Consider the following 18,273-nt stretch of genomic DNA (forward strand, 5'->3'; position numbering starts at 1 on the left):
GTGCGCAGGAACGTATGTGGCGAGGAGGCTCGCAAAATGCCCCCCGGAAAGCGAAGCGCCTGGAGCGGAAATCAACGGCCAAAGTTAGCAGAGCCTTTCTGTTATAACCATCTCCGCAAAAAGAAACCTAATAAAGCAGGATTTCCTTACAGCCATAAAGAATTATACCATTCTAAAAAAGCCATGATGGGGGTATCTACTTGCTAAGTGAACAGCAATTAAAAGATATTAAAGAACTTCAGCACATCTGTGAAGAAGGTGAATCTTTTCAGTTAAAGTTAAATTGGGATATGCTGCAGGCACGCACTGAAAGGAACGATTTTTTTCAATATGAAGACGGAAAATTGGTTGGATTTCTCGGCCTCTATGGTTTCGGCAATAAGGTAGAGGTTTGCGGAATGGTGCACCCGGATTTTCGGAGAAAGGGGATATTTACAGAGCTCTACAGAAAGGCTGAAGAAGTTATGAAGGAAAGAGGCTATCGAGAGATTCTTCTCAATACCCCTTCAAGCTCGCAATCCGGTCAGGGATTTTTGCAAACTGTTCCGTGCACCTATGCTTTTTCTGAACATCAGATGAAGTGGCAGCAAAAGGAACTAAGCCTAAATCATGATGTTCAATTGCGGCCCTCCACCCCGGAAGATTTAGATATAGAGATTAGCTTGGACGTGCAATGTTTTCATTTTGATGAGAATGATGCCCGTGAATTTAATGAACGAATTAGACGTGAAAGCATGGAGGAATTATATATTATAGAATATGAAGGAACTTCAGTTGGAAAAGTCCGTGTTTCCCATTATGGGGGAGAGGCGTGGATTTATGGATTTGCTATTTTTCCAGCCTATCAAGGCAAAGGCATTGGCCGGAAAGTGTTATCCAATATTATTTTGCAAGAACATGAGAAGGGGTTTCCAATCTTTTTAGAAGTGGAAGCAAAGAATGCACATGCCTTAAAGCTTTACGAATCCTGCGGGTTTGCATCATATCATTCACAGGATTACTACCAAATGCGAATTCCATTTTAACAATTAGGTCTTTATTCCTTGTCTGAACTATACTATCCTATGAATATCTGAAAAAATTAGTAGGTGTTCATTAAATGGGTAGTTATGAAAAGGCAATTATTATAGGTGGGGGGATTTCGGGGAAACTTGCCGCACGGGTGTTATCCGACTTTTTTGAAGAAGTCCTCATTCTTGAGCGGGATCAAGATACGGAGGGACCGTTTCCTAGAAAAGGCGCTCGCCAAGGGGAGCATCTGCATGCTCTTCTCCACGCAGGACAATACGGGCTTGAGGAACTTTTTCCCGGAATTACGGAAAAGTTTCACCAAAGCGGTGCTGTGAAAATTAATTCAACGAAAGATTTAGCATGGTTTCATCATGGGGCTTGGAAGCTCCGCTATGATGGAGGTTATACCACCACTCTGCAAACCCGTCCGCATCTGGAATGGCATATGAACCAATATATCAAAGATATTCCCAATGTAACGGTTCTCTTTAATAAAGAGGTCAAGGATTATATATATCAGGCTGATGACAATCGGATCTATGGAGTCGAGGTTAAAGACCTTAAGGATGGAGCTGCAATCACGTTAACCGCTGATTTAATCGTTGATGCAAGCGGGTCAAGCAGCATTTCGGCAGCCTGGTTTAAAAAAGCGGGTGTACAAATTCCGATTGAAAAAGTTGATATTGGACTAAGCTATGTCAGCCAAATGTTTCAGCTTACGGAAAGCCAATCAAGGGACTGGACGATTAAATTAGTCTACCCTAATCCGCCTCTTGAAAAAATTGGCGGCACTATATCAAAGGTAGAAAATAACCGATATATGGTTACAGTTATCGGCTATCAGAATGAAATTCAGGAAAAAGAAGTTTTAAAAAGTGAAGGCGGGTTCCGCGAACTGACTAAGAGGCTGCCGAAATTAGATATTTATGAAGAAATCACGAGTGCCGTCCCATTAACTAACATCTCCGTCTATCGCGTTCCTCAGATTACTTGGAAACGATTTGAAAAAATGAAAGAGCTGCCGAAAGGATTACTATTAATCGGTGATACAGTTTGCAGAATCGACCCCGTTTTTGGACAGGGCATGAGTATTGCTGTGATAGAAGCACTAGCTTTACAAGAGGTGTTTAAGAGTAATCAAGATTCCTTTCAAAGTAAGATTACTAGTTTTCATAAGAAAGTATCACGCATAATCAAGCCTATATGGGAAATGGTGATTGCAGAGGATTTTCGCTATCCAGGCGTCACAGGAAAGAAACCATTTGCACTTTCGATCAGGCAATGGTATGCCAAAAGAATCTTTCTTTTATCCGCACAAAGTGAAGAAGTCTATGATTCTTTTATTAAGGTCATGAACCTCACGCGTCCTATGGAATATTTGTTTCGGGTGCCGGTCGTTGCCCGGGTTTTGTCGAAATTTAAGGTACGCTAAGAAAAAGCCGATTTTCCCCGTGCAGGGAAGGTCAGCTTTTTTTAATGCGTGCTAATCGCCATATGGATAAAACTTGTATACACAATAATATTTAAGGTAATCAGAATCTTTCCTCATTATATATAATAATTATGATAACATTCTTAATAAGACATACAACTTGGGAAGTCTTTTTCGAAAATTCTATAAAACAATCAATCTGTAGTTTAATACGGTTTAAGGAGGCTGAAAATGAATCAAAATGGTGTTGTCCATGCAGTTTGCTCCCTTGATTGTCCGGATCAGTGCGGATTGCTGCTGCACAAACAGGATGGAAGGATTGTAAAAGTGGAAGGGGATCCGGATCATCCGGTGACAAAAGGTAATATTTGCAATAAGGTCCGAAATATGACGCATCGCATTTATGATGAGAAGCGTTTGACACACCCGATGAAGCGGGTAGGTGCCAAAGGGGAGGGGAAATTTGCGCAAATTAGCTGGGAGGAAGCCATTGAGACGGTTACTTCCAAATGGAAAGAGCTAATTAAAACCGATGGACCCGAGAGTATTCTCCCTTACAGCTTTTATGGCAATATGGGAAGACTCGCAGCGGAAGGTATGGATCGTCGCTTCTTCCATCGCCTGGGTGCTTCACAGCTCATTCGCTCGATCTGTTCAATCGCCGGAACTGTAGGCTATAAATACACGATGGGCGGTGCTTTTGGCATTGATCCAGAGGATACGATCCATTCCAAACTGATTATCCTTTGGGGGATTAATGCGGCTAGCACGAACAAGCAACAGGTGGTTCTTGCTCAGAAGGCCCGTAAACAAAATGGCGCCAAAATTGTTGTGATTGATGTTCAGAAAAATCAAACGGGCCGATTGGCAGATTGGTTTATTCCTATTTTGCCAGGGACAGATGCTGCGCTGGCCCTTGGTATCATGCATATCCTATTTAATGAAGACCTGGTTGATGAGGATTTTTTACAACAGTATACTGTCGGGCACGAAGAACTCCGCGAGCATGTCAAGCAATACACCCCTGAATCTGTTTCTAACATTACGGGAGTGCCAGTAGAGGATATCTATAAGCTCGCTCGGATGTACGGCAATACTGCTCCTTCTTATATTCGGATTGGAAACGGCCCGCAGCACCACGATAATGGGGGCATGTTTGTTCGAACGGTTTCCTGTTTGCCTGCCTTAACTGGTCAGTGGCTGGAAAAAGGCGGCGGAGCTATTAAATCAAATTCAGGATACCTGGCAATTAATGAGCGGAACCTGCAGCGGCCTGACTTGCTTGAAAACAAAAAGACACGTGCTATTAACATGAACCAGCTTGGCGATGCCCTGCTGCATTCGGACCCGCCTGCAAAATCGCTGTATGTTTATGGCTCTAACCCGGCTGTCGTTGCTCCTTCGGGAAATAAGGTTAGGGAAGGACTGGAGCGGAAGGACCTGTTCCTTGTTGTCCATGATTTATTTTTAACTGAAACGGCTAAATACGCTGACATTATTTTGCCTAGCACATCGTCATTCGAAAACACCGATCTTTATACTTCATACTGGCATCAATTTCTGCAAATCCAGCAGCCGGCGATTGAACCAATCGGCGAATCCAAATCGAATGTCGAGGTTTTCAAGATGCTGGCAAAGGGGATGGGCTTCACTGATTCTGCCTTTGAGGATTCAGAAGCGGAGATGATTGCTCAAGCGCTGGATAACCCTGGCAATCCTTATTTGGAAGGAATCGATTACGAGGATTTGGCTGAGAAGCAATATATCAAAGCTAATATAAAGCCTCTGTTTGCAGACAAACTGCCAACACCGAGCGGAAAGATAGAGCTTTATTCACAACGGATGAAAGCTGACGGTCATCCGCCATTGCCAACTTATATTCCATTAGTTGATGATGGGGATTATCCATTTTTATTTGTACCAGCACCGAATCACAATTTCTTAAACTCTACTTTTTCAAACAATGAAAAGCATATCTCGCTTGAAAAAGAGCCGCGCCTGCATATCAATCAAAAGGATGCACATGCGGCAGGCATTGAAGATGGAGACATGGTATGCATTTGGAATCATCGCGGGGAATGCAAAATAAAAGCTGCTGTAGGTGAAAACGTCCTGCCAGGTGTCCTCGTCACACAAGGTCTATGGGCGGATTTAGAAGGTACCCAGCATCTAGTCAACTCCTTAACACCAGATAGAATCGCCGACATGGGCGGCGGCGCCACCTTCTTCTCTGGACGAGTGAATATGGAAAAGGTATCTAGTATGGAAAGTGATTTCCAAATTAATAGGGGTAGTACCTGTAATTGTTCGGGTTTTGTCAAAATGTAAGGCATAAAAAATAATAAAGTAAAAGGCAGAGTTTCAGCCTGGTTAAGCATGTTTTTCGGACAACCCTCATATGGATTAAAATAAGTCTTTTTGTTGGAAGTATGAGGTGATCAACATGTTTGCCAGGATTGCTGCTTTGGTAATTGGAAGCATTCTTCTGGGGATTGGGATCAATGGATTTTTAGTGCCGCATCATTTGCTTGATGGAGGAATTATTGGTCTCGCCCTCATTTTGCATTATTATTTCGATTTTCAAACGGGATTATGGTCGGCGTTACTAAGTGTCCCGCTGATTATCTATGCATGGATGAAGGATCGTGCGCAATTTCATGGCAGTATTTACGGGATGATTTCCACTGCTATATGTATTGATTTATTTGCCCCAATACACTTTTCATTGCCAGTCTGGCTGAGCGCCATCCTCGGCGGAGTCATTTGCGGAATCGGAGTGGGGCTGATGCTTCGCTATAAGACGAGCACTGGGGGCACTGACTTGATTGCCTATTTTATCGCAAAGGCAACCCCAATCAGTATCGGACTTCTCATTGCCATTATGGATTGCTTAATCGTATTGATTGGCTACCAAACCCTTGGTCTTCGAAGCGTGATGTTTTCCAGCATCACAATATTAACCGCTGGAATGCTGGCAAATGTTTGTTATGAGAAGTTTTAGGCTAAAAAATTGGTATTGTCCTAGCCTAAATCAAGAAGGCACAACCAGCAAAAGCTCATTGTGCCAGAAGATGAAAAGGGTTACTTCCTAAATACCGAAACCTCATCAATCGAGATTGAATGGTTTGAATTATTTGTTATTGTCAGTGTCGGGTTTGCATCTAAGGCTTCGAAAGTAAAAGCGTACATGACATAAGCATTAATGCTTACAAGGTTGCCAGCCTGGAAGCTTTGCACCGGCACGCCGTCAATGGCAATGTCAATTGTACCTGTTGCAGGAATGGCACCGCTTGCAGATACAGCAAATCTGAATTCATAAATTTTTCCTGGATCTAAAGGAAGCAATTCCTGTGAGATGCTGGCATCAATCAATAGATTCGCGTTTTGTTGGCCAAGCAGCTGTGGACCATTTCTCCCGATAACGACTCCACCCTCGGATGTCCAAAAGGGACCGATGTTTTGATTTTCAAAATCAGACTCCTCAAAACCCCCGTTTTGAACACGATTCGTATTTTCGGTTACTATACCCAAGTTTCCATCTCCTTTCTCTTGGATTAGATAAAGGGAGCCCTTTATCCGTTACCATTATATGAACAGACAGATTAAAGGCTTGTATATCTGTCTAAGACGTCTTTGCTCGTTTATGCCATTGGTTTTTAGATGAATTTTATTCAGTTAGTTCAGAAATAAATGCACAAAAAGGTGACGATTCTAGTATTCTTAAGTATAATTCTAGTAACAAATAGGAGGTGATGAGGGTGAAAACCATAACGGTTGAGAACTTAGCTAAGAAATTCTCGTTGAAAGTAGTAGTCGGCGAAGGGCAGCTGCAAAAAAAGATAACGCAATCACGGGTGCATCGTCCGGGTCTGGAATTTGTCGGCTATTTTGACTTTTTTCCAACAGAACGAGTTCAAATACTTGGCAAGAAGGAAATCACCTATTTACATAGATTAAGCAAAGATGAACGTAAACTTAGAATCGGAAACATTGTCCATTATCATCCGCCATGCTTTATTGTAACGGCTGGGGAAGAGGGGCTTACCTATTTAACGCAGCATTGTGAAGAACAGGGCATTCCTTTGCTTTTAACAAGTAAGCCTGAAGTCACCTCTGAGTTTATTACGAAATTAGATGCGTATTTGGTCAAGGAACTCGCACCGGAAATAGCCGTTCATGGTGTCTGTATGAATGTGTCTGGGATTGGGATTTTAATTCGCGGGAACTCAGGGGTCGGAAAAAGCGAAACGGCACATACCTTAATTCGCCGGGGACATCGGCTGGTGGCAGATGATATTGTTGTTTTAAAAAAGCTAAGTCACCAAACGATTCTGGGCACGCATGATGAAAAAACGAAGGAGTTCTTGGCTCTCCGCAGTATTGGACTGCTGAATGTGGTTCGTTTATACGGACGCAAAGCTTTCCAGGACGAAACGCGAATCACCCTAGACATTAACTTAGTTCGCTGGGAGAAGGATGCTCTGTATAATGATTTGGATCAGGAATTTCACTACACCGATTATATGGGTGTGAAAATTCCGTCTATGGAAATCCAACTTCAGCCTGGGCGCGATGTTGCGGGACTCATTGAGGCAGCAGCCAATAACTGGTATTTGAAGCAGCAAGGCTACAGTGCAGCAGAAGAATTCATGAGCCGAATTCAGTCGGAGATTGATTAGGGATTATTGCTGTTTCTTTTAAAATGCTAATGGAGAGTTGGAATCGTGCCCAGGAGAGCTAGATTTTTGAGGGTGAAGGGAACGGAAGGGCTGGAATCGTGCCCGGGAGAGCTAGAATTCGAGGGTGGAGGGAACGATAGCGCTAGTACCGTGCCCGGGAGAGCTAGAATTCGAGTGCGCAGGGAACGGAAGCGCAAGTATCGTGCCCAGGAGAGTTAGAATTTGTGGGTGGAGGGAACGATAGCGCTAGTACCGTGCCCAGGAGAGCTGGATTTGGAAGGTGAAGGGAACGGAAGCGCTAGTATCGTGCCCAGGAGAGCTAGATTTTGAGGGTGAAGAGAACGGAAGCGCTAGTATCATGCCCGAGAAGGTAAGATCTCACCTCTGGAAGGAACGGACCGGGATTTATCCAGCTATTTTAAGTACACGAAGGGGACTATATAGTACGTCCTTAAGAAAAAACCAGAACGGAAATTTCCATTCTGGATTTTGTTCTGCCTATAGTGAATCGTAGGCTTCCTTAATATCTTCGATGGTTTTATCCAGTTCCTCGCCCCAATGGTCATTTACATGCTTCAATACCACTTCACCATCCGGAGTAAGGATAGCGTATCCTCTATAAGCGACTTCGCCATTTTTCATGCCTAAATCATCAATTAATTCAAGCTTCTGATCCGAAACAAAGGGAAGACTCGTTCCAAAAGTCTTTACTAATTCATCATGCAAGAGCTTTTGCTGCTCAGGCTGATCTCTGCTAATAATATATTTTTCCATGTCAAACTCATCTAAAACATTAAGATTGTTATGCAGCTCAACTAGCTGCTTGAGGCAAGTCCCTCAGGTATAGGATGTAATAAAAAAGAAAAGAACCGGTTTTTCCTGCGGGAAGGTGACTTCATTCTTTTCATGGTCTACCAAAGTAATTTCGTCAACGGTTTTTGATCCGCATGCGGTTAACAGCAGCATGATGGCTGCTATTGTTAAGAAAATTTTCAGCTTCATGATTGCTCCTTTATCATTTCTTGAATTCTCATTAAATTATATGTGAATGAATCCACAAATTCAATGTTGGAGATTGCACTGTCTGCAGTAGTCATCATTTTTCACAAGGATGGTGAAATTTGGTGGATATATTGCAAGTTGGTTGATATCTACCTGGAATTGGCGGGCATTTTCAGTTTTTGCATCTTATTTTGAAATTTCACTTTGGAAATAAAAGTGAATGATAAGATAATGGGGGAAATTAAATAGAAAGATGTTAATGTTCATTTTGAATAGTGTATAAAACAAGCATAGCAAAAAGCTATGCTTAAAATAACAGCTATTCTTTACTGATTTTTTCCTTGGTTCATCATATCCTCAGCCACTGTTTCCGCCATCCCATACAATCCGTTCATTGCTTGTTCCTCAGGATCTAAACCAATTCCATTGTCGTTAGGCACTTTGTTTTTGTCTGTCATTTGTTCTTGATTTTTATCATTTGAATGATTCAAAGCTTTCACCTCCATTTTTTAGAATGCCTTTATTTAACATAAATCATTCATTAAAAAATGGGGAAGCATCCTGACGCCTTCCCCAAAAAACAAGTATTAGTGCTGGAAAAACACTTCATGAATATCCTCGACCTCTGCGGCCAATAAGACCGCCAATTTGATCCGCGCCTTTTTGCTGTCATAATCACCAGCCAAAAGTACACCTAGATTTTGCTGGGACCAAGCACTTCCTGGGAAATCATAGACCGTCTTTACTTCTCCTTCTTCGGCGCTTGTTGTAAGCAGGACATAGATGCCCTGTTCTGTTGCTCTTTTTACACTTTCAAGGATAAATGGAGGGGCATGTCCTCTTCCAGGTGCCTCTACGATAATTCCTTTCGCTCCGTGCTCAGCTGCACAGTCAATGAATTTTCCATCTGATCCTAGCGAGCATTTGATTAGTTCCACACTTGGCAATTCAGTGTTCAGTGTATAGGTCTCTCTTCTAAGAGGTTTTTGATAAATAAAAATGGTGTCCTGATCGACAATTCCTAAGTAGCCGAATCCGAAGGAAGTAAACCCGTCAACGTTAGAGGCATGTTTTTTCTTAACATATCGTGCTGAAAAAATTCGCTCATTAAACAGGACCACTGTGCCGATATCTTTGCATTCAGGCCAGGCCGCCAATAATATCGATTGCTTCAGATTGACAAAAGCTTCTGTCCCAGCTGCTTCAGGCCCTCTTTGTGAACCTGTGACGACGACCGGTCGTTCGTCGGAGATTACTAAATCTAAGAAATACGCCGTTTCCTCAAGTGTATCTGTCCCATGAGTCACAACCACACCGTCAACATCTTTACTCTCGAAGACCGCTTCAATTCTTTCTTTGAGCGCAGTTAAATGCTTGAACGTCATATGATTGCTGGGGATTTGAAAGACTGAAATTACTTCAACATCTATGTATGCAGGTAGATCACATTTTTGTGAAAGTTCCTCACCGGTCATGACGCCAGCGGTTAATAGTCCTGTTTCGGGATTTCTTTTGCTGGCAATTGTGCCGCCCGTACTCAGCATAACAATTTTTTTCTTATCCACGGTTTCTCCTCCTCCTCATTTAACAATAAATAAAGACACACCTAGCCCTTTAAAAAGAGAAAGTGATTTCATTGCTTTAACGCAGTAACACACCGGGGGCCTGTCCCCCGGTGCTGTAATGCGTTAAACAACTGGGGGCCTGACCCCCAGTGCTTTAAAGTGCTAAAATAATTAGTTTTTACTTAGCCTTCACCTTCGTTTTCGTCTTCGTCTGTTCCGCCGTACCATTTCCATAATGCGAAGCCGCAAAATATTAGTGATCCTAGGGTGGTGTAAAGCCAGATGGATAACATAGGATTAATCCACATTTGTGTTTTCCTCCTTATCTATCTTCTGATTGGAATTTTTAAATACGGTGGCTCCAATCCACATGACGGCGATTCCAACTAATGTGCCCCAACCGCCAGCGGCTTGAGGGCTTTTTTCAAATCCGGTGAAATAGAATAATAGATAGGATACAAGACCTAAAATCATGGAAAGCTCAGCAGCTCGTGCCGACGCTCTTTTTCTTGTGAAAACAGCATACAATATTGGCCCGAGTGTACCAGAAGCAACACCAGAAATGCCAATCCACATAAAGTCACCGATAAATTTTGGCGGATTTAGGACAATTAGCAGGGCAACGATTCCTACGACAATGACTGCATAGCGGCTGATTCGAAAGGCAACTCTATTTAACTTTTCTTCATCAGCTTGAACGATCCCTCTTTTTACAAGAACTTTTCGATAAATATCATTGGCGAAAACCGTTGACATAACAACAAATAAACCATCAGTAGTGGAAAGTGCAGCCGCCAGAATGGTGACCCCAACTAATGCTGCTAAGAACGCAGGCATTCCCCAAGTGACATATTCCAATAATGACTGATCGGCGATTTCTAATCCAGGAAGCGCTACACGAGCGTATATACCGCCAAATAGAACTACTAGACATAATAAAGCGGTGATAATATAGGTTGCGATCATTTTTCGCAGATCACGCGGGTTTTTTAGTGATAAAACTTTGTTAAATAATTGCGGCTGCGAAGAAAAAGCAAACTGAATAATAAATAATCCAATTACCGCCGAGGCCGCATAATAATTCGAGTTAGGATTAAAAATCTTCACCAAGTTTTCATCCTGGCTGGCAAGATTCTCAGTAATGTGGGTAAACGCTTTGGTTATACTTCCGTCCCCAAAATAGATAATTCCAGAAACGAAAATAATGACCCCTGTGATTACCATAATAATGGCTTGAGCGGCATCGGTGTAAACATCGGCATAAGAACCTCCAACATACACATAGGCGACAACAATGACAGTGATCACAATTAGGCCCGTAAGGTACTCCATTTTGAGCATATTTTGAAAGATTTGCGCACCTGCTGAAAATTGGGCCGCGATATAGAAAATATTAAATAACATAATAAGACCCGAACCAACACGGAGAATATCACTGTTATAATAATCGCCCAGCCAGTCAGGCAATGATAATGATTTTTGCGACGTATTTACTTTTCGAATGACTTTAGCAACGGCAATGATTCCAATCGGCGCAGCACAGATTAATGACAAAAACAGCCAAAGATTACTGTAACCCCATGCATAAGAATAACCTGGATACCCCATAAATGTAGCTGCACTAAAAAAAGTAGCCGCAAATGACAGACCTAAAACATATGGACCTAAATTGGCTCCGCTTATAGCGAAGTCCTCGATGGTTTTTGTCTTTTTTGCGGCATAGTAGCTTAGGACAACCATTACACCAAGGAATAGAATTAATTCAATCCATAAATAAGTACTGACCATCTTGATCTCCTTTCTAAAAAAAGATTTTTGAAATCAATAATATATATGATTTAATTTTTTAAATATTATAAAAATAGGATAAGAATCTTCGAATGAATAAAGAAATGGATACATAAATTTTTATAGAAGAATATGAGGACAAGGGTGATAAATAAATGAAAGATTTAGAGTTTCTATTACTGCAATCATTAGAAGAAACGGCAGCGAAAATCGAGAAAAGAGAAATTTCTCCAGTCGAATTAGTGAAAGCGCAGCTTGATCGTATTGAAAGGGAGGACCAAGCCCTTAATTCCTACATAACAGTCAACAGCAGCGGGGCTATGGAAGAGGCTGAAAAATGTGAACTGGAGATTGCCAGCGGTATATACCGGGGGCCTTTACATGGGATTCCCATTGGATTAAAAGATTTGATTGATACCGCGGACATGAAGACCACTTGCGGTTCGGGAATCTATGAAAATCACATGCCTAAAGAAGATGCAGAGGTTGTGAAGCTCCTGAAAAAAGCTGGGGCAATCATTATTGGAAAACTGAATACCCACCAATTTGCTTATGGCCCGACAGGGGATCGATCCCACGCAGGTCCGGTGAAAAATCCGTTTAATCATGCTAAAATCACTGGCGGATCAAGCAGCGGTTCGGCTGCTGCAGTAGCGGCAGGACTGAGCTTTGGCACGTTAGGTACAGATACTGGAGGATCAGTCAGAATTCCAGCGGCTTTTTGCAGTGTGGTTGGCATGAAACCAACCTATGGCAGGGTCAGCACGAAAGGCGTTTTTCCACTATCCTCTACGTTTGATCATGTAGGACCGCTGACAAGGACGATGAAGGATAATGCCTTATTATTAAATGCTTTAATAGAGAATCAAGAGGACTTCACCAGATCTATCGGCCAGAGCCTAAAAGGAAAAAAGATTGGCATTGAGAGCAAATTTTACTTCGACAATGTGCATCCGGAAGTAGAGAGTGCTATTTTAAGAGCGATCGATTTATTTAAGGGCCTTGGTGTGCAAATTGTTGATGTAGACATGCCGAATATGGCAAGGTTCTCCGAAGCCCATAAGGTAATTCTCCGGAGTGAAGCCTATGCCGTCCATGAACATCTATTAAGAGATTTTCCTGATCAATATGATGATGAAGTTAAAGAAAGGCTTCTCACTGCATTAGAAACAACAGGCTTTGATTTCGTCAAAGCTTTACAAGATCAGGAACGGGCGAAGCAGGAGTTTAATCATGTTCTTGACCGTGTCGATGTGCTGCTCTCGCCGACTATTCCTATCCTGCCGCCTGACATCAATAGTCGATACACATCTGCCAGCACGGGTGAAAGCAAGGATGTTCGCTGGATCATTACAAAACTAACGGGCCCGACGAACTTAAATGGTCTTCCAAGCTTATCCGTCCCATGCGGCTTTTCAAAAGACGGGCTGCCAATTGGCCTGCAATTGATAGGCAGAGAACATGCTGAAGCTGCATTGTATCAGTTTGGCTATGCCTTAGAAAAGGAGCTATCTTTAAAGACTAGTCAATATCTGCAAAAGACAATGATCATTGAATAACTGCTAGATTGCCGATGCCTGAAATAGATAGTATGCTTATTCACAATATCACCCCCAGTATATTCCAAGTTTCCTATTTTCTTATACCTAGAAAAGAGGTACCATGATAGTAATCTTATGATTTGAGGTGAACTTATGAAAAAGGGATTATCTGCTGTGGGGTGTTTTTTTATTGCAATAGCCGCATTTTTGTATGCGACGAAGCATATTACGGCAGCTATCATATCAGTAAATGTAAATACTCCAAATGCCAATTACTATGAGGGTGCCTATAAAATTATTGGATTCGGCATGTCATTTTGGATCTTTGCTGCGCTGCTTACGGGGATTATCTTTCTCCTCATCAGCCTCTGGCCATCTCTAAGAAAATTATTTATTATTGGAAAAACAGGAGAGAAGAATGCAGAGCTCTAATTCTGATAATGTCATTTTTCGAGAGGTGCAAAGACTGCGGCAAATATGGATTTGGGGATTAGTATTCATCATTGCAGCCTTTGCCTGGTATGGTTTTATTGTGCAGGTCATTATGGGAACTCCCTTTGGCAGCAAGCCAGCACCAGATGCCGCACTGCTATTTATATGGATTGTTTTTGGGATTATTTTTCCTTTCTTAATGCTCGGTTTTCTCAAATTGGTAACAGAGGTTCGAAATGATGGAATTTATATTCGTTTTATCCCTTTTCATTTTCACTATAAAGCATTTATGTTTGAAGAGATTGACCGCTGCGAATTCATAGTTTATAACTCTTTTAAAGAGTTTGGCGGATATGGCTTGCGGATAAATTTTAAGGGAGAAATAGCCTATAATATCAGCGGAAAGCATGGGTTAAAGCTGAGGGTGAAAAATAAAAGTGTAGTGATTGGAACGCAGAAACCGGAGGAATTTAAGAAGGCTATTGATTCTCTTACGGTAAGTCGTCCTAATAATAGGAAATAACCAGAAAAGCAACTGACCAGTTCAAGCAAATGGACATGGCGGTTGCTTTTTTTGTGTGTCTTACGTTAGCACGTTAAAGCGCCGGGGGCCTGACCCCCGCATCATTAATGCGTTAAAGCGCCGGGGGCCTGACCCCCGCTTCGTTAATGCGTTAAAGCACTGGGGGCCTGACCCCCAGGTGTTTGACCCCCAGGTGTTTAAAGTGTTAAAGGGATGAAGTTTTTTATGTTTTGGGGGTGGTTTGGGGCTGTATATATGTGTCGGGTTTTGTCCATTATTGGAAGGAGGATATTTAGAAGAGGTGAGCGGGGATTTTGAAATTTTTATTTGGCAGGAAGGGTTTTTCGAAGAGTCAGGCTAAGCAGCAGTCAAATGAAGATTTTTATATTGGAATTTTCAAGGATTTAGAAAAGAACATTAACAACATTCAATCCTCCATGCATTCACCGAACGATCTGATCGTCAGAAAGATCAAATTAGGGACGACAGATGTAAAATGTGCGCTGTTTTTTATCGATGGGCTTGCCGATAGTGAGTTAATTAATCACCAAGTTCTTCCGTCACTCTTGTTTGAAGTGAAAAAAAGTGACATCCATTTATCGGCATTGCCTGAGGAAATTTTGGAAGTGCTTATTGAAAAGGTTGTTTCGAACAGTGAAATTAAAAGGGCAAACACCTTTGATGAGTTATCGTTAGCCTTGCTGTCCGGAGATACTATTCTTTTGATTGATGGATTAACAGATGGTCTAATTATTGGAAGCAGAGGCTGGGAAAACCGCTCTATTGAAGAGCCTTTATCTGAAGGGCTAATTAGAGGTCCTCGGGATGGATTTATTGAAAATCTCCGGACCAATATCATTTTAATCCGCCGGCGCATCAAAGATCCCAATTTGCGGTTGACTTCTTTTAAGATTGGCCGCCGGTCAAAAAGAGACCTTGTAATGGCTCATATTGAAGGCATTGCAAATCCAGCCCTAGTAAAGGAAGCGAAGCGTCGTCTTGAAACCGTTGATCTAGATGATGCCCCGGAATCTGGCTATATTGAGCAATGGATTGAAGATAATTTCTTATCTCCATTTCCGCAATTGATGCATACGGAAAGGCCGGACAAAGTAGTTAGCTCTCTGTTGGAAGGAAAAATAGCCATTATCCTTGATGGTACACCGTTTGTTCTAATTGCACCCGTAACATTCGGCAACACCTTACAATCTCCGGAGGATTATTATGAACGGTGGATGGTTGGCACCTTAATACGGATTCTGCGCTACATTGGCGCCTTCATAGCCGTCTTTTTGCCATCCATTTATATTGCCTTAGTTTCCTATCACCCTGGCATGATTCCCTCAAAGTTAGCCTTTTCTATTGCTGCAACAAGAGAAGGAGTCCCATTTCCTGCTTTTATAGAAGCGTTTTTAATGGAATTTACCATGGAAATGCTTAGAGAAGCAGGGATCCGTTTGCCAAGACCTATCGGCCAGACAATCGGCATTGTTGGCGGTCTTGTTATTGGGGAATCAGCCGTCCGGGCTGGGATTGTCAGTCCCATTATGGTTATTGTCGTTGCTATTACAGCTGTTGCATCTTTTTCGCTGCCTTCTTATAGCTTTTCTATCTCACTGAGAATTCTTCGATTTGTATTTATGCTGTCAGCAGGTTTTTTTGGTTTGTATGGAATCATCCTTACGTACATTATGATTAATATCCATCTTGTCAATTTGAAAAGCTTTGGTGTTCCCTATTCAGCACCCTTTGCTCCAAATTTTCTAAGGGACTGGAGGGATCTTGTTATCCGCAGCCCGATTTTTTATCTTTCTAAGCGTCCTAAATATATGCAAACAGATGATAAGGTGCGGTTCAATAAAGAGGGTGAATCATCTTGAGGTCCTTAGAATACGGGGATGAAGAAGTTGGCGCAAAGGAGATTATGTTTGCCGTTCCTTCAATGGTAATTGGAATTGGCATTTTGTTTTTGCCTCGCAGCCTGGCAAATGAAACTAATTTTTACGACGGTGCAGTGTCGCTTTTAATTGGTGGCTTTCTAGCGGTTTTTTTTACATGGGTAAATGCAAAGCTTGCATCCAAGTTTCCAGGAAAGCCGCTTTTCTCCTTTGTTCCACTACTTGTGCCGAAGCCTGTTGTCTTTGTTTTAAAAATGATACTAACCGTTCATGCGATGATTTTAGCTGCGTATGAGGTTAGGATGATTGCCGAGATTGCTAAGCAATATCTTTTTGATCAGACACCGGTTGAGGTTTTGTCCGTTTTATTTTTACTGGTAGTTGTGTATGCAGTATCAGGATCACGTGTAGGGATTTTGCGTTTAAATATTTTGTTTTTACCAATTATCTATTGTGTTGCCCTGGCGATTTCTTTCATGAATATTGCTTATTTTGATTATCATAACCTTTTCCCTGTATTAACCACTGATTGGAATGGGTATGTGGCGGGAATTAAACAAAGTTTTTTTTCTATGCAGGGATTTGCCATTTTGCTTTTCTACATCGCATTAATGAATAAACCAAAAGAAGCGCCCAAAGCAGCAGTGAAGGGTATGGGTATGGTCATCCTGCTGTATTTAGTGCTTTTTACAACCTGTATCGGAGTATTTTCAAATGATTCAACATCGACGATGGTCTTTCCCACGATTGAGTTGGCAAAGGAAATTCAAGTTCCGGGCGGATTTTTTGAACGATTTGAGTCACTATTTTTTACGATTTGGATTATGGCGATTTTTAATACAGCTGCGATGTCCCTTGATATGACAGTCATCTCTTTGCGTTCTATGTTCAAAAAGTTAAAAAAGAAAAATGCTATCATCATTATTAGCCCGATGGTATACCTAATTTGTATGTATCCGCAAAGCTTTATCGAAATAATGGGATTTGGAAAAATCATCAGTTATTCTGGGGTATTGGTGGCCATTATTCTCCCTTCCATATTATTAATCATTGCAAAGATAAGGAGGATCGGAGAGTCATGAATAAATGGGTGAATGCTCTTTGTTTGCTCTTGCTGTCTCTTTTATTAACAGGCTGCTGGGATCGTGTTGAAATTGAGGAGCGGGGATTCACTGTTGGTGTAGCTATTGATATTGGGGAGGATGGAAAAGTGGAGGAACAAAAGACTTCCCATGTTTATAAGGGTACGTATCAGCTCGTCATTCCCGGCGGGCTATCCCAGGGTTCGGGAACAAGTAGCGGTAATCTTCCCGCTTTTCAAAATCTATCCCTATCAAATGATTCTCTCTTTCAGCAAATTCGATATTTAGCCCAACGAACGAGCCGTTCCCTTTTTTTTGAACATCTAAAAATGATTATTATTTCGGAAGAAGTGGCAAAGACACCAGGGGCATTTGCGAACATCATGGATATTTTTCGCAGGGACCATGAAATGCGCAGGGGAGTCAAAATTCTCATCGCCAAAGGGGAAGCCTCTGATATCCTGCAATATAATACGAAAACAGAGCCTTTGCCTGTCATGTTCATTGAATCAATTGTTGGCAATGCACCTAAAAACCCCTTAATGCTGCAGGAGGTGCGGATCGGAACGGTTCATAAATTTCTCGTATCAAAAGACAGTTTTATTGTTCCAAAAATTGAAATTAAGGATGGAAAAATTGATGTGGAAGGTGCTGCTGTCATCAAAGGCCGTGACAATACAATGGCTGACTTTATTAGCGGGCCAGTGACAGAGGGATTAAACTTTATTAAGGGAGATTATAAAAGCGGAATTGTTAAAGCAACCGTTGATGATTTCATGGTTGTCTATGAAATTAAATATGCGAAGAGCAAGATAAAAGTTAATACCGACGATCCCAATCATATTACCTTTGATATTCTCATTGAAACCGAAGGAGTGATTGGGGAATCATTCGGTAATTTTAATTTTACTGATAAGGAAGTCTTGAGAAAAGCTGAACAGGCATTTAGGGAAGAAATCAAAAAATCGGCAGAACGAACGGTAAAAACCCTGCAAGATGATTTAAAAATTGATGCTCTTGGTTTGGGTGATTATGTCAGACGAAAAGACTATGATTTGTGGAGAAAAAAGCTCATCGACAACTGGGATAGCGGTGAGAATTACTTCGTCAAAAGCGATATCAATATCAAAGTAAAAACAATTATCAGGGGTACTGGCGGGATTATTCAGAATGAAAGGGATTAGGATTTGCGGTGAGATTTTTTTACCGCCAGTTTTTCTTGGTTCACACCTGAATGGAAAAAAGGAGATAGATCTATGTTAGAAAAACTGTTGGGAAGATTTCCTACTAATTTGATCATCATTTCGTCCATCATGTCAG

General features: G+C 41.6%; 18 protein-coding genes and 1 pseudogene. 11 read left to right on the plus strand and 8 right to left on the minus strand.

All coding sequences use genetic code 11. The features are described from left to right. Positions 1-200: 200 nt before the first annotated feature. The 4 genes from AC1Q59_RS03240 to AC1Q59_RS03255 all read left to right on the plus strand — a co-directional run bounded on the left by AC1Q59_RS03240 (position 201) and on the right by AC1Q59_RS03255 (position 5,444). Complete coding sequence (locus AC1Q59_RS03240) at positions 201-1,025, plus strand: GNAT family N-acetyltransferase (RefSeq protein WP_492364347.1); 825 nt, start codon at positions 201-203, stop codon at positions 1,023-1,025. A 74-nt stretch (positions 1,026-1,099) separates the two neighbouring features. Further along, positions 1,100-2,443 carry an FAD-dependent monooxygenase gene (locus AC1Q59_RS03245; RefSeq protein ID WP_492364348.1) on the plus strand — a complete coding sequence of 448 codons (1,344 nt, stop codon included), beginning with the start codon at positions 1,100-1,102 and terminating at the stop codon, positions 2,441-2,443. 231 nt (positions 2,444-2,674) lie between these two features. Further along, on the plus strand, positions 2,675-4,771 hold the full coding sequence (locus tag AC1Q59_RS03250) for a molybdopterin-containing oxidoreductase family protein (RefSeq protein ID WP_492364349.1): 2,097 nt from the start codon (positions 2,675-2,677) through the stop codon (positions 4,769-4,771). Between the two features lie 115 nt (positions 4,772-4,886). Next, positions 4,887-5,444, plus strand: a complete 558-nt coding sequence (locus tag AC1Q59_RS03255; protein WP_492364350.1) for a YitT family protein — start codon at positions 4,887-4,889, stop codon at positions 5,442-5,444. 80 nt (positions 5,445-5,524) lie between these two features. Here the strand turns inward: AC1Q59_RS03255 and AC1Q59_RS03260 are convergent, their stop codons facing one another. Then, on the minus strand, positions 5,525-5,974 hold the full coding sequence (locus AC1Q59_RS03260; RefSeq protein WP_492364351.1) for a DUF642 domain-containing protein: 450 nt from the start codon (positions 5,972-5,974) through the stop codon (positions 5,525-5,527). A gap of 227 nt (positions 5,975-6,201) precedes the next feature. On the opposite strand from AC1Q59_RS03260, the gene hprK reads away from it, so the two are divergent. Beyond that, positions 6,202-7,122 (plus strand): HPr(Ser) kinase/phosphatase, encoded by a 921-nt coding sequence (gene hprK / locus AC1Q59_RS03265; RefSeq protein ID WP_492364352.1) that lies wholly within the window; start codon positions 6,202-6,204, stop codon positions 7,120-7,122. Positions 7,123-7,620: 498 nt separating this feature from the next. Here the strand turns inward: hprK and AC1Q59_RS03270 are convergent. The 6 genes and pseudogenes from AC1Q59_RS03270 to AC1Q59_RS03295 all read right to left on the minus strand — a co-directional run. Then, positions 7,621-7,941, minus strand: a pseudogene (locus tag AC1Q59_RS03270) (hypothetical protein); the annotation flags it as partial. Between the two features lie 18 nt (positions 7,942-7,959). After that, a complete protein-coding gene (locus tag AC1Q59_RS03275) occupies positions 7,960-8,124 on the minus strand; it encodes a hypothetical protein (RefSeq protein WP_492364353.1) in 165 nt (54 codons plus the stop codon). A gap of 326 nt (positions 8,125-8,450) precedes the next feature. Further along, positions 8,451-8,615, minus strand: coding sequence for a DUF4021 domain-containing protein (locus AC1Q59_RS03280; RefSeq protein ID WP_492364354.1), 165 nt, complete (start codon positions 8,613-8,615; stop codon positions 8,451-8,453). Positions 8,616-8,711: 96 nt separating this feature from the next. Continuing rightward, the gene (locus tag AC1Q59_RS03285) at positions 8,712-9,689 is read right to left on the minus strand and encodes an asparaginase (RefSeq protein WP_492364355.1); all 978 of its coding nucleotides are present in this window, start codon (positions 9,687-9,689) and stop codon (positions 8,712-8,714) included. A gap of 182 nt (positions 9,690-9,871) precedes the next feature. After that, positions 9,872-9,997: a hypothetical protein gene (locus AC1Q59_RS03290; protein WP_492364356.1), complete on the minus strand. Its 126-nt coding sequence runs from the start codon at positions 9,995-9,997 to the stop codon at positions 9,872-9,874. Beyond that, positions 9,987-11,477, minus strand: a complete 1,491-nt coding sequence (locus AC1Q59_RS03295; RefSeq protein ID WP_492364357.1) for a sodium:solute symporter family protein — start codon at positions 11,475-11,477, stop codon at positions 9,987-9,989. Before AC1Q59_RS03295 ends, AC1Q59_RS03290 begins: the two co-directional genes overlap by 11 nt. Positions 11,478-11,632: 155 nt before the next feature. Between AC1Q59_RS03295 and AC1Q59_RS03300 the strand changes: the two genes are divergently transcribed. The 6 genes from AC1Q59_RS03300 (at position 11,633) to AC1Q59_RS03325 (ending at position 18,137) form a co-directional block, all read left to right on the plus strand. Beyond that, positions 11,633-13,036 (plus strand): amidase, encoded by a 1,404-nt coding sequence (locus AC1Q59_RS03300; protein ID WP_492364358.1) that lies wholly within the window; start codon positions 11,633-11,635, stop codon positions 13,034-13,036. 135 nt (positions 13,037-13,171) lie between these two features. Next, positions 13,172-13,450 (plus strand): hypothetical protein, encoded by a 279-nt coding sequence (locus AC1Q59_RS03305; RefSeq protein ID WP_492364359.1) that lies wholly within the window; start codon positions 13,172-13,174, stop codon positions 13,448-13,450. After that, positions 13,437-13,973, plus strand: coding sequence for a DUF6141 family protein (locus AC1Q59_RS03310; protein ID WP_492364360.1), 537 nt, complete (start codon positions 13,437-13,439; stop codon positions 13,971-13,973). The genes AC1Q59_RS03305 and AC1Q59_RS03310 overlap by 14 nt, the downstream gene beginning before the upstream one ends. Before the next feature lie 311 nt (positions 13,974-14,284). Continuing rightward, positions 14,285-15,853, plus strand: coding sequence for a spore germination protein (locus AC1Q59_RS03315; protein WP_492364877.1), 1,569 nt, complete (start codon positions 14,285-14,287; stop codon positions 15,851-15,853). Next, positions 15,850-16,953, plus strand: coding sequence for a GerAB/ArcD/ProY family transporter (locus AC1Q59_RS03320; protein WP_492364361.1), 1,104 nt, complete (start codon positions 15,850-15,852; stop codon positions 16,951-16,953). The genes AC1Q59_RS03315 and AC1Q59_RS03320 overlap by 4 nt, the downstream gene beginning before the upstream one ends. Beyond that, positions 16,950-18,137: a Ger(x)C family spore germination protein gene (locus AC1Q59_RS03325; protein WP_492364362.1), complete on the plus strand. Its 1,188-nt coding sequence runs from the start codon at positions 16,950-16,952 to the stop codon at positions 18,135-18,137. Before AC1Q59_RS03320 ends, AC1Q59_RS03325 begins: the two co-directional genes overlap by 4 nt. Here the strand turns inward: AC1Q59_RS03325 and AC1Q59_RS03330 are convergent. Further along, complete coding sequence (locus AC1Q59_RS03330; RefSeq protein ID WP_492364363.1) at positions 18,134-18,268, minus strand: hypothetical protein; 135 nt, start codon at positions 18,266-18,268, stop codon at positions 18,134-18,136. The two genes, AC1Q59_RS03325 and AC1Q59_RS03330, sit on opposite strands and share 4 nt — an antisense overlap. Between the last annotated feature and the right edge of the window lie 5 nt (positions 18,269-18,273).

The sequence above is a fragment of the Cytobacillus sp. MT66 genome (genome assembly GCF_058792595.1).

What these genes read in the sequence shown, in the direction of transcription:
- AC1Q59_RS03245 (WP_492364348.1), top strand. Translation starts at nt 1,100, where the DNA reads ATGGGTAGTTATGAAAAGGCAATTATTATAGGTGGGGGGATTTCGGGG.
- AC1Q59_RS03250 (WP_492364349.1), top strand. Translation starts at nt 2,675, where the DNA reads ATGAATCAAAATGGTGTTGTCCATGCAGTTTGCTCCCTTGATTGTCCG.
- AC1Q59_RS03255 (WP_492364350.1), top strand. Translation starts at nt 4,887, where the DNA reads ATGTTTGCCAGGATTGCTGCTTTGGTAATTGGAAGCATTCTTCTGGGG.
- AC1Q59_RS03275 (WP_492364353.1), bottom strand. Translation starts at nt 8,124, where the DNA reads ATGAAGCTGAAAATTTTCTTAACAATAGCAGCCATCATGCTGCTGTTA.
- AC1Q59_RS03290 (WP_492364356.1), bottom strand. Translation starts at nt 9,997, where the DNA reads ATGTGGATTAATCCTATGTTATCCATCTGGCTTTACACCACCCTAGGA.
- AC1Q59_RS03295 (WP_492364357.1), bottom strand. Translation starts at nt 11,477, where the DNA reads ATGGTCAGTACTTATTTATGGATTGAATTAATTCTATTCCTTGGTGTA.
- AC1Q59_RS03300 (WP_492364358.1), top strand. Translation starts at nt 11,633, where the DNA reads ATGAAAGATTTAGAGTTTCTATTACTGCAATCATTAGAAGAAACGGCA.
- AC1Q59_RS03305 (WP_492364359.1), top strand. Translation starts at nt 13,172, where the DNA reads ATGAAAAAGGGATTATCTGCTGTGGGGTGTTTTTTTATTGCAATAGCC.
- AC1Q59_RS03310 (WP_492364360.1), top strand. Translation starts at nt 13,437, where the DNA reads ATGCAGAGCTCTAATTCTGATAATGTCATTTTTCGAGAGGTGCAAAGA.
- AC1Q59_RS03325 (WP_492364362.1), top strand. Translation starts at nt 16,950, where the DNA reads ATGAATAAATGGGTGAATGCTCTTTGTTTGCTCTTGCTGTCTCTTTTA.
- AC1Q59_RS03330 (WP_492364363.1), bottom strand. Translation starts at nt 18,268, where the DNA reads ATGATGGACGAAATGATGATCAAATTAGTAGGAAATCTTCCCAACAGT.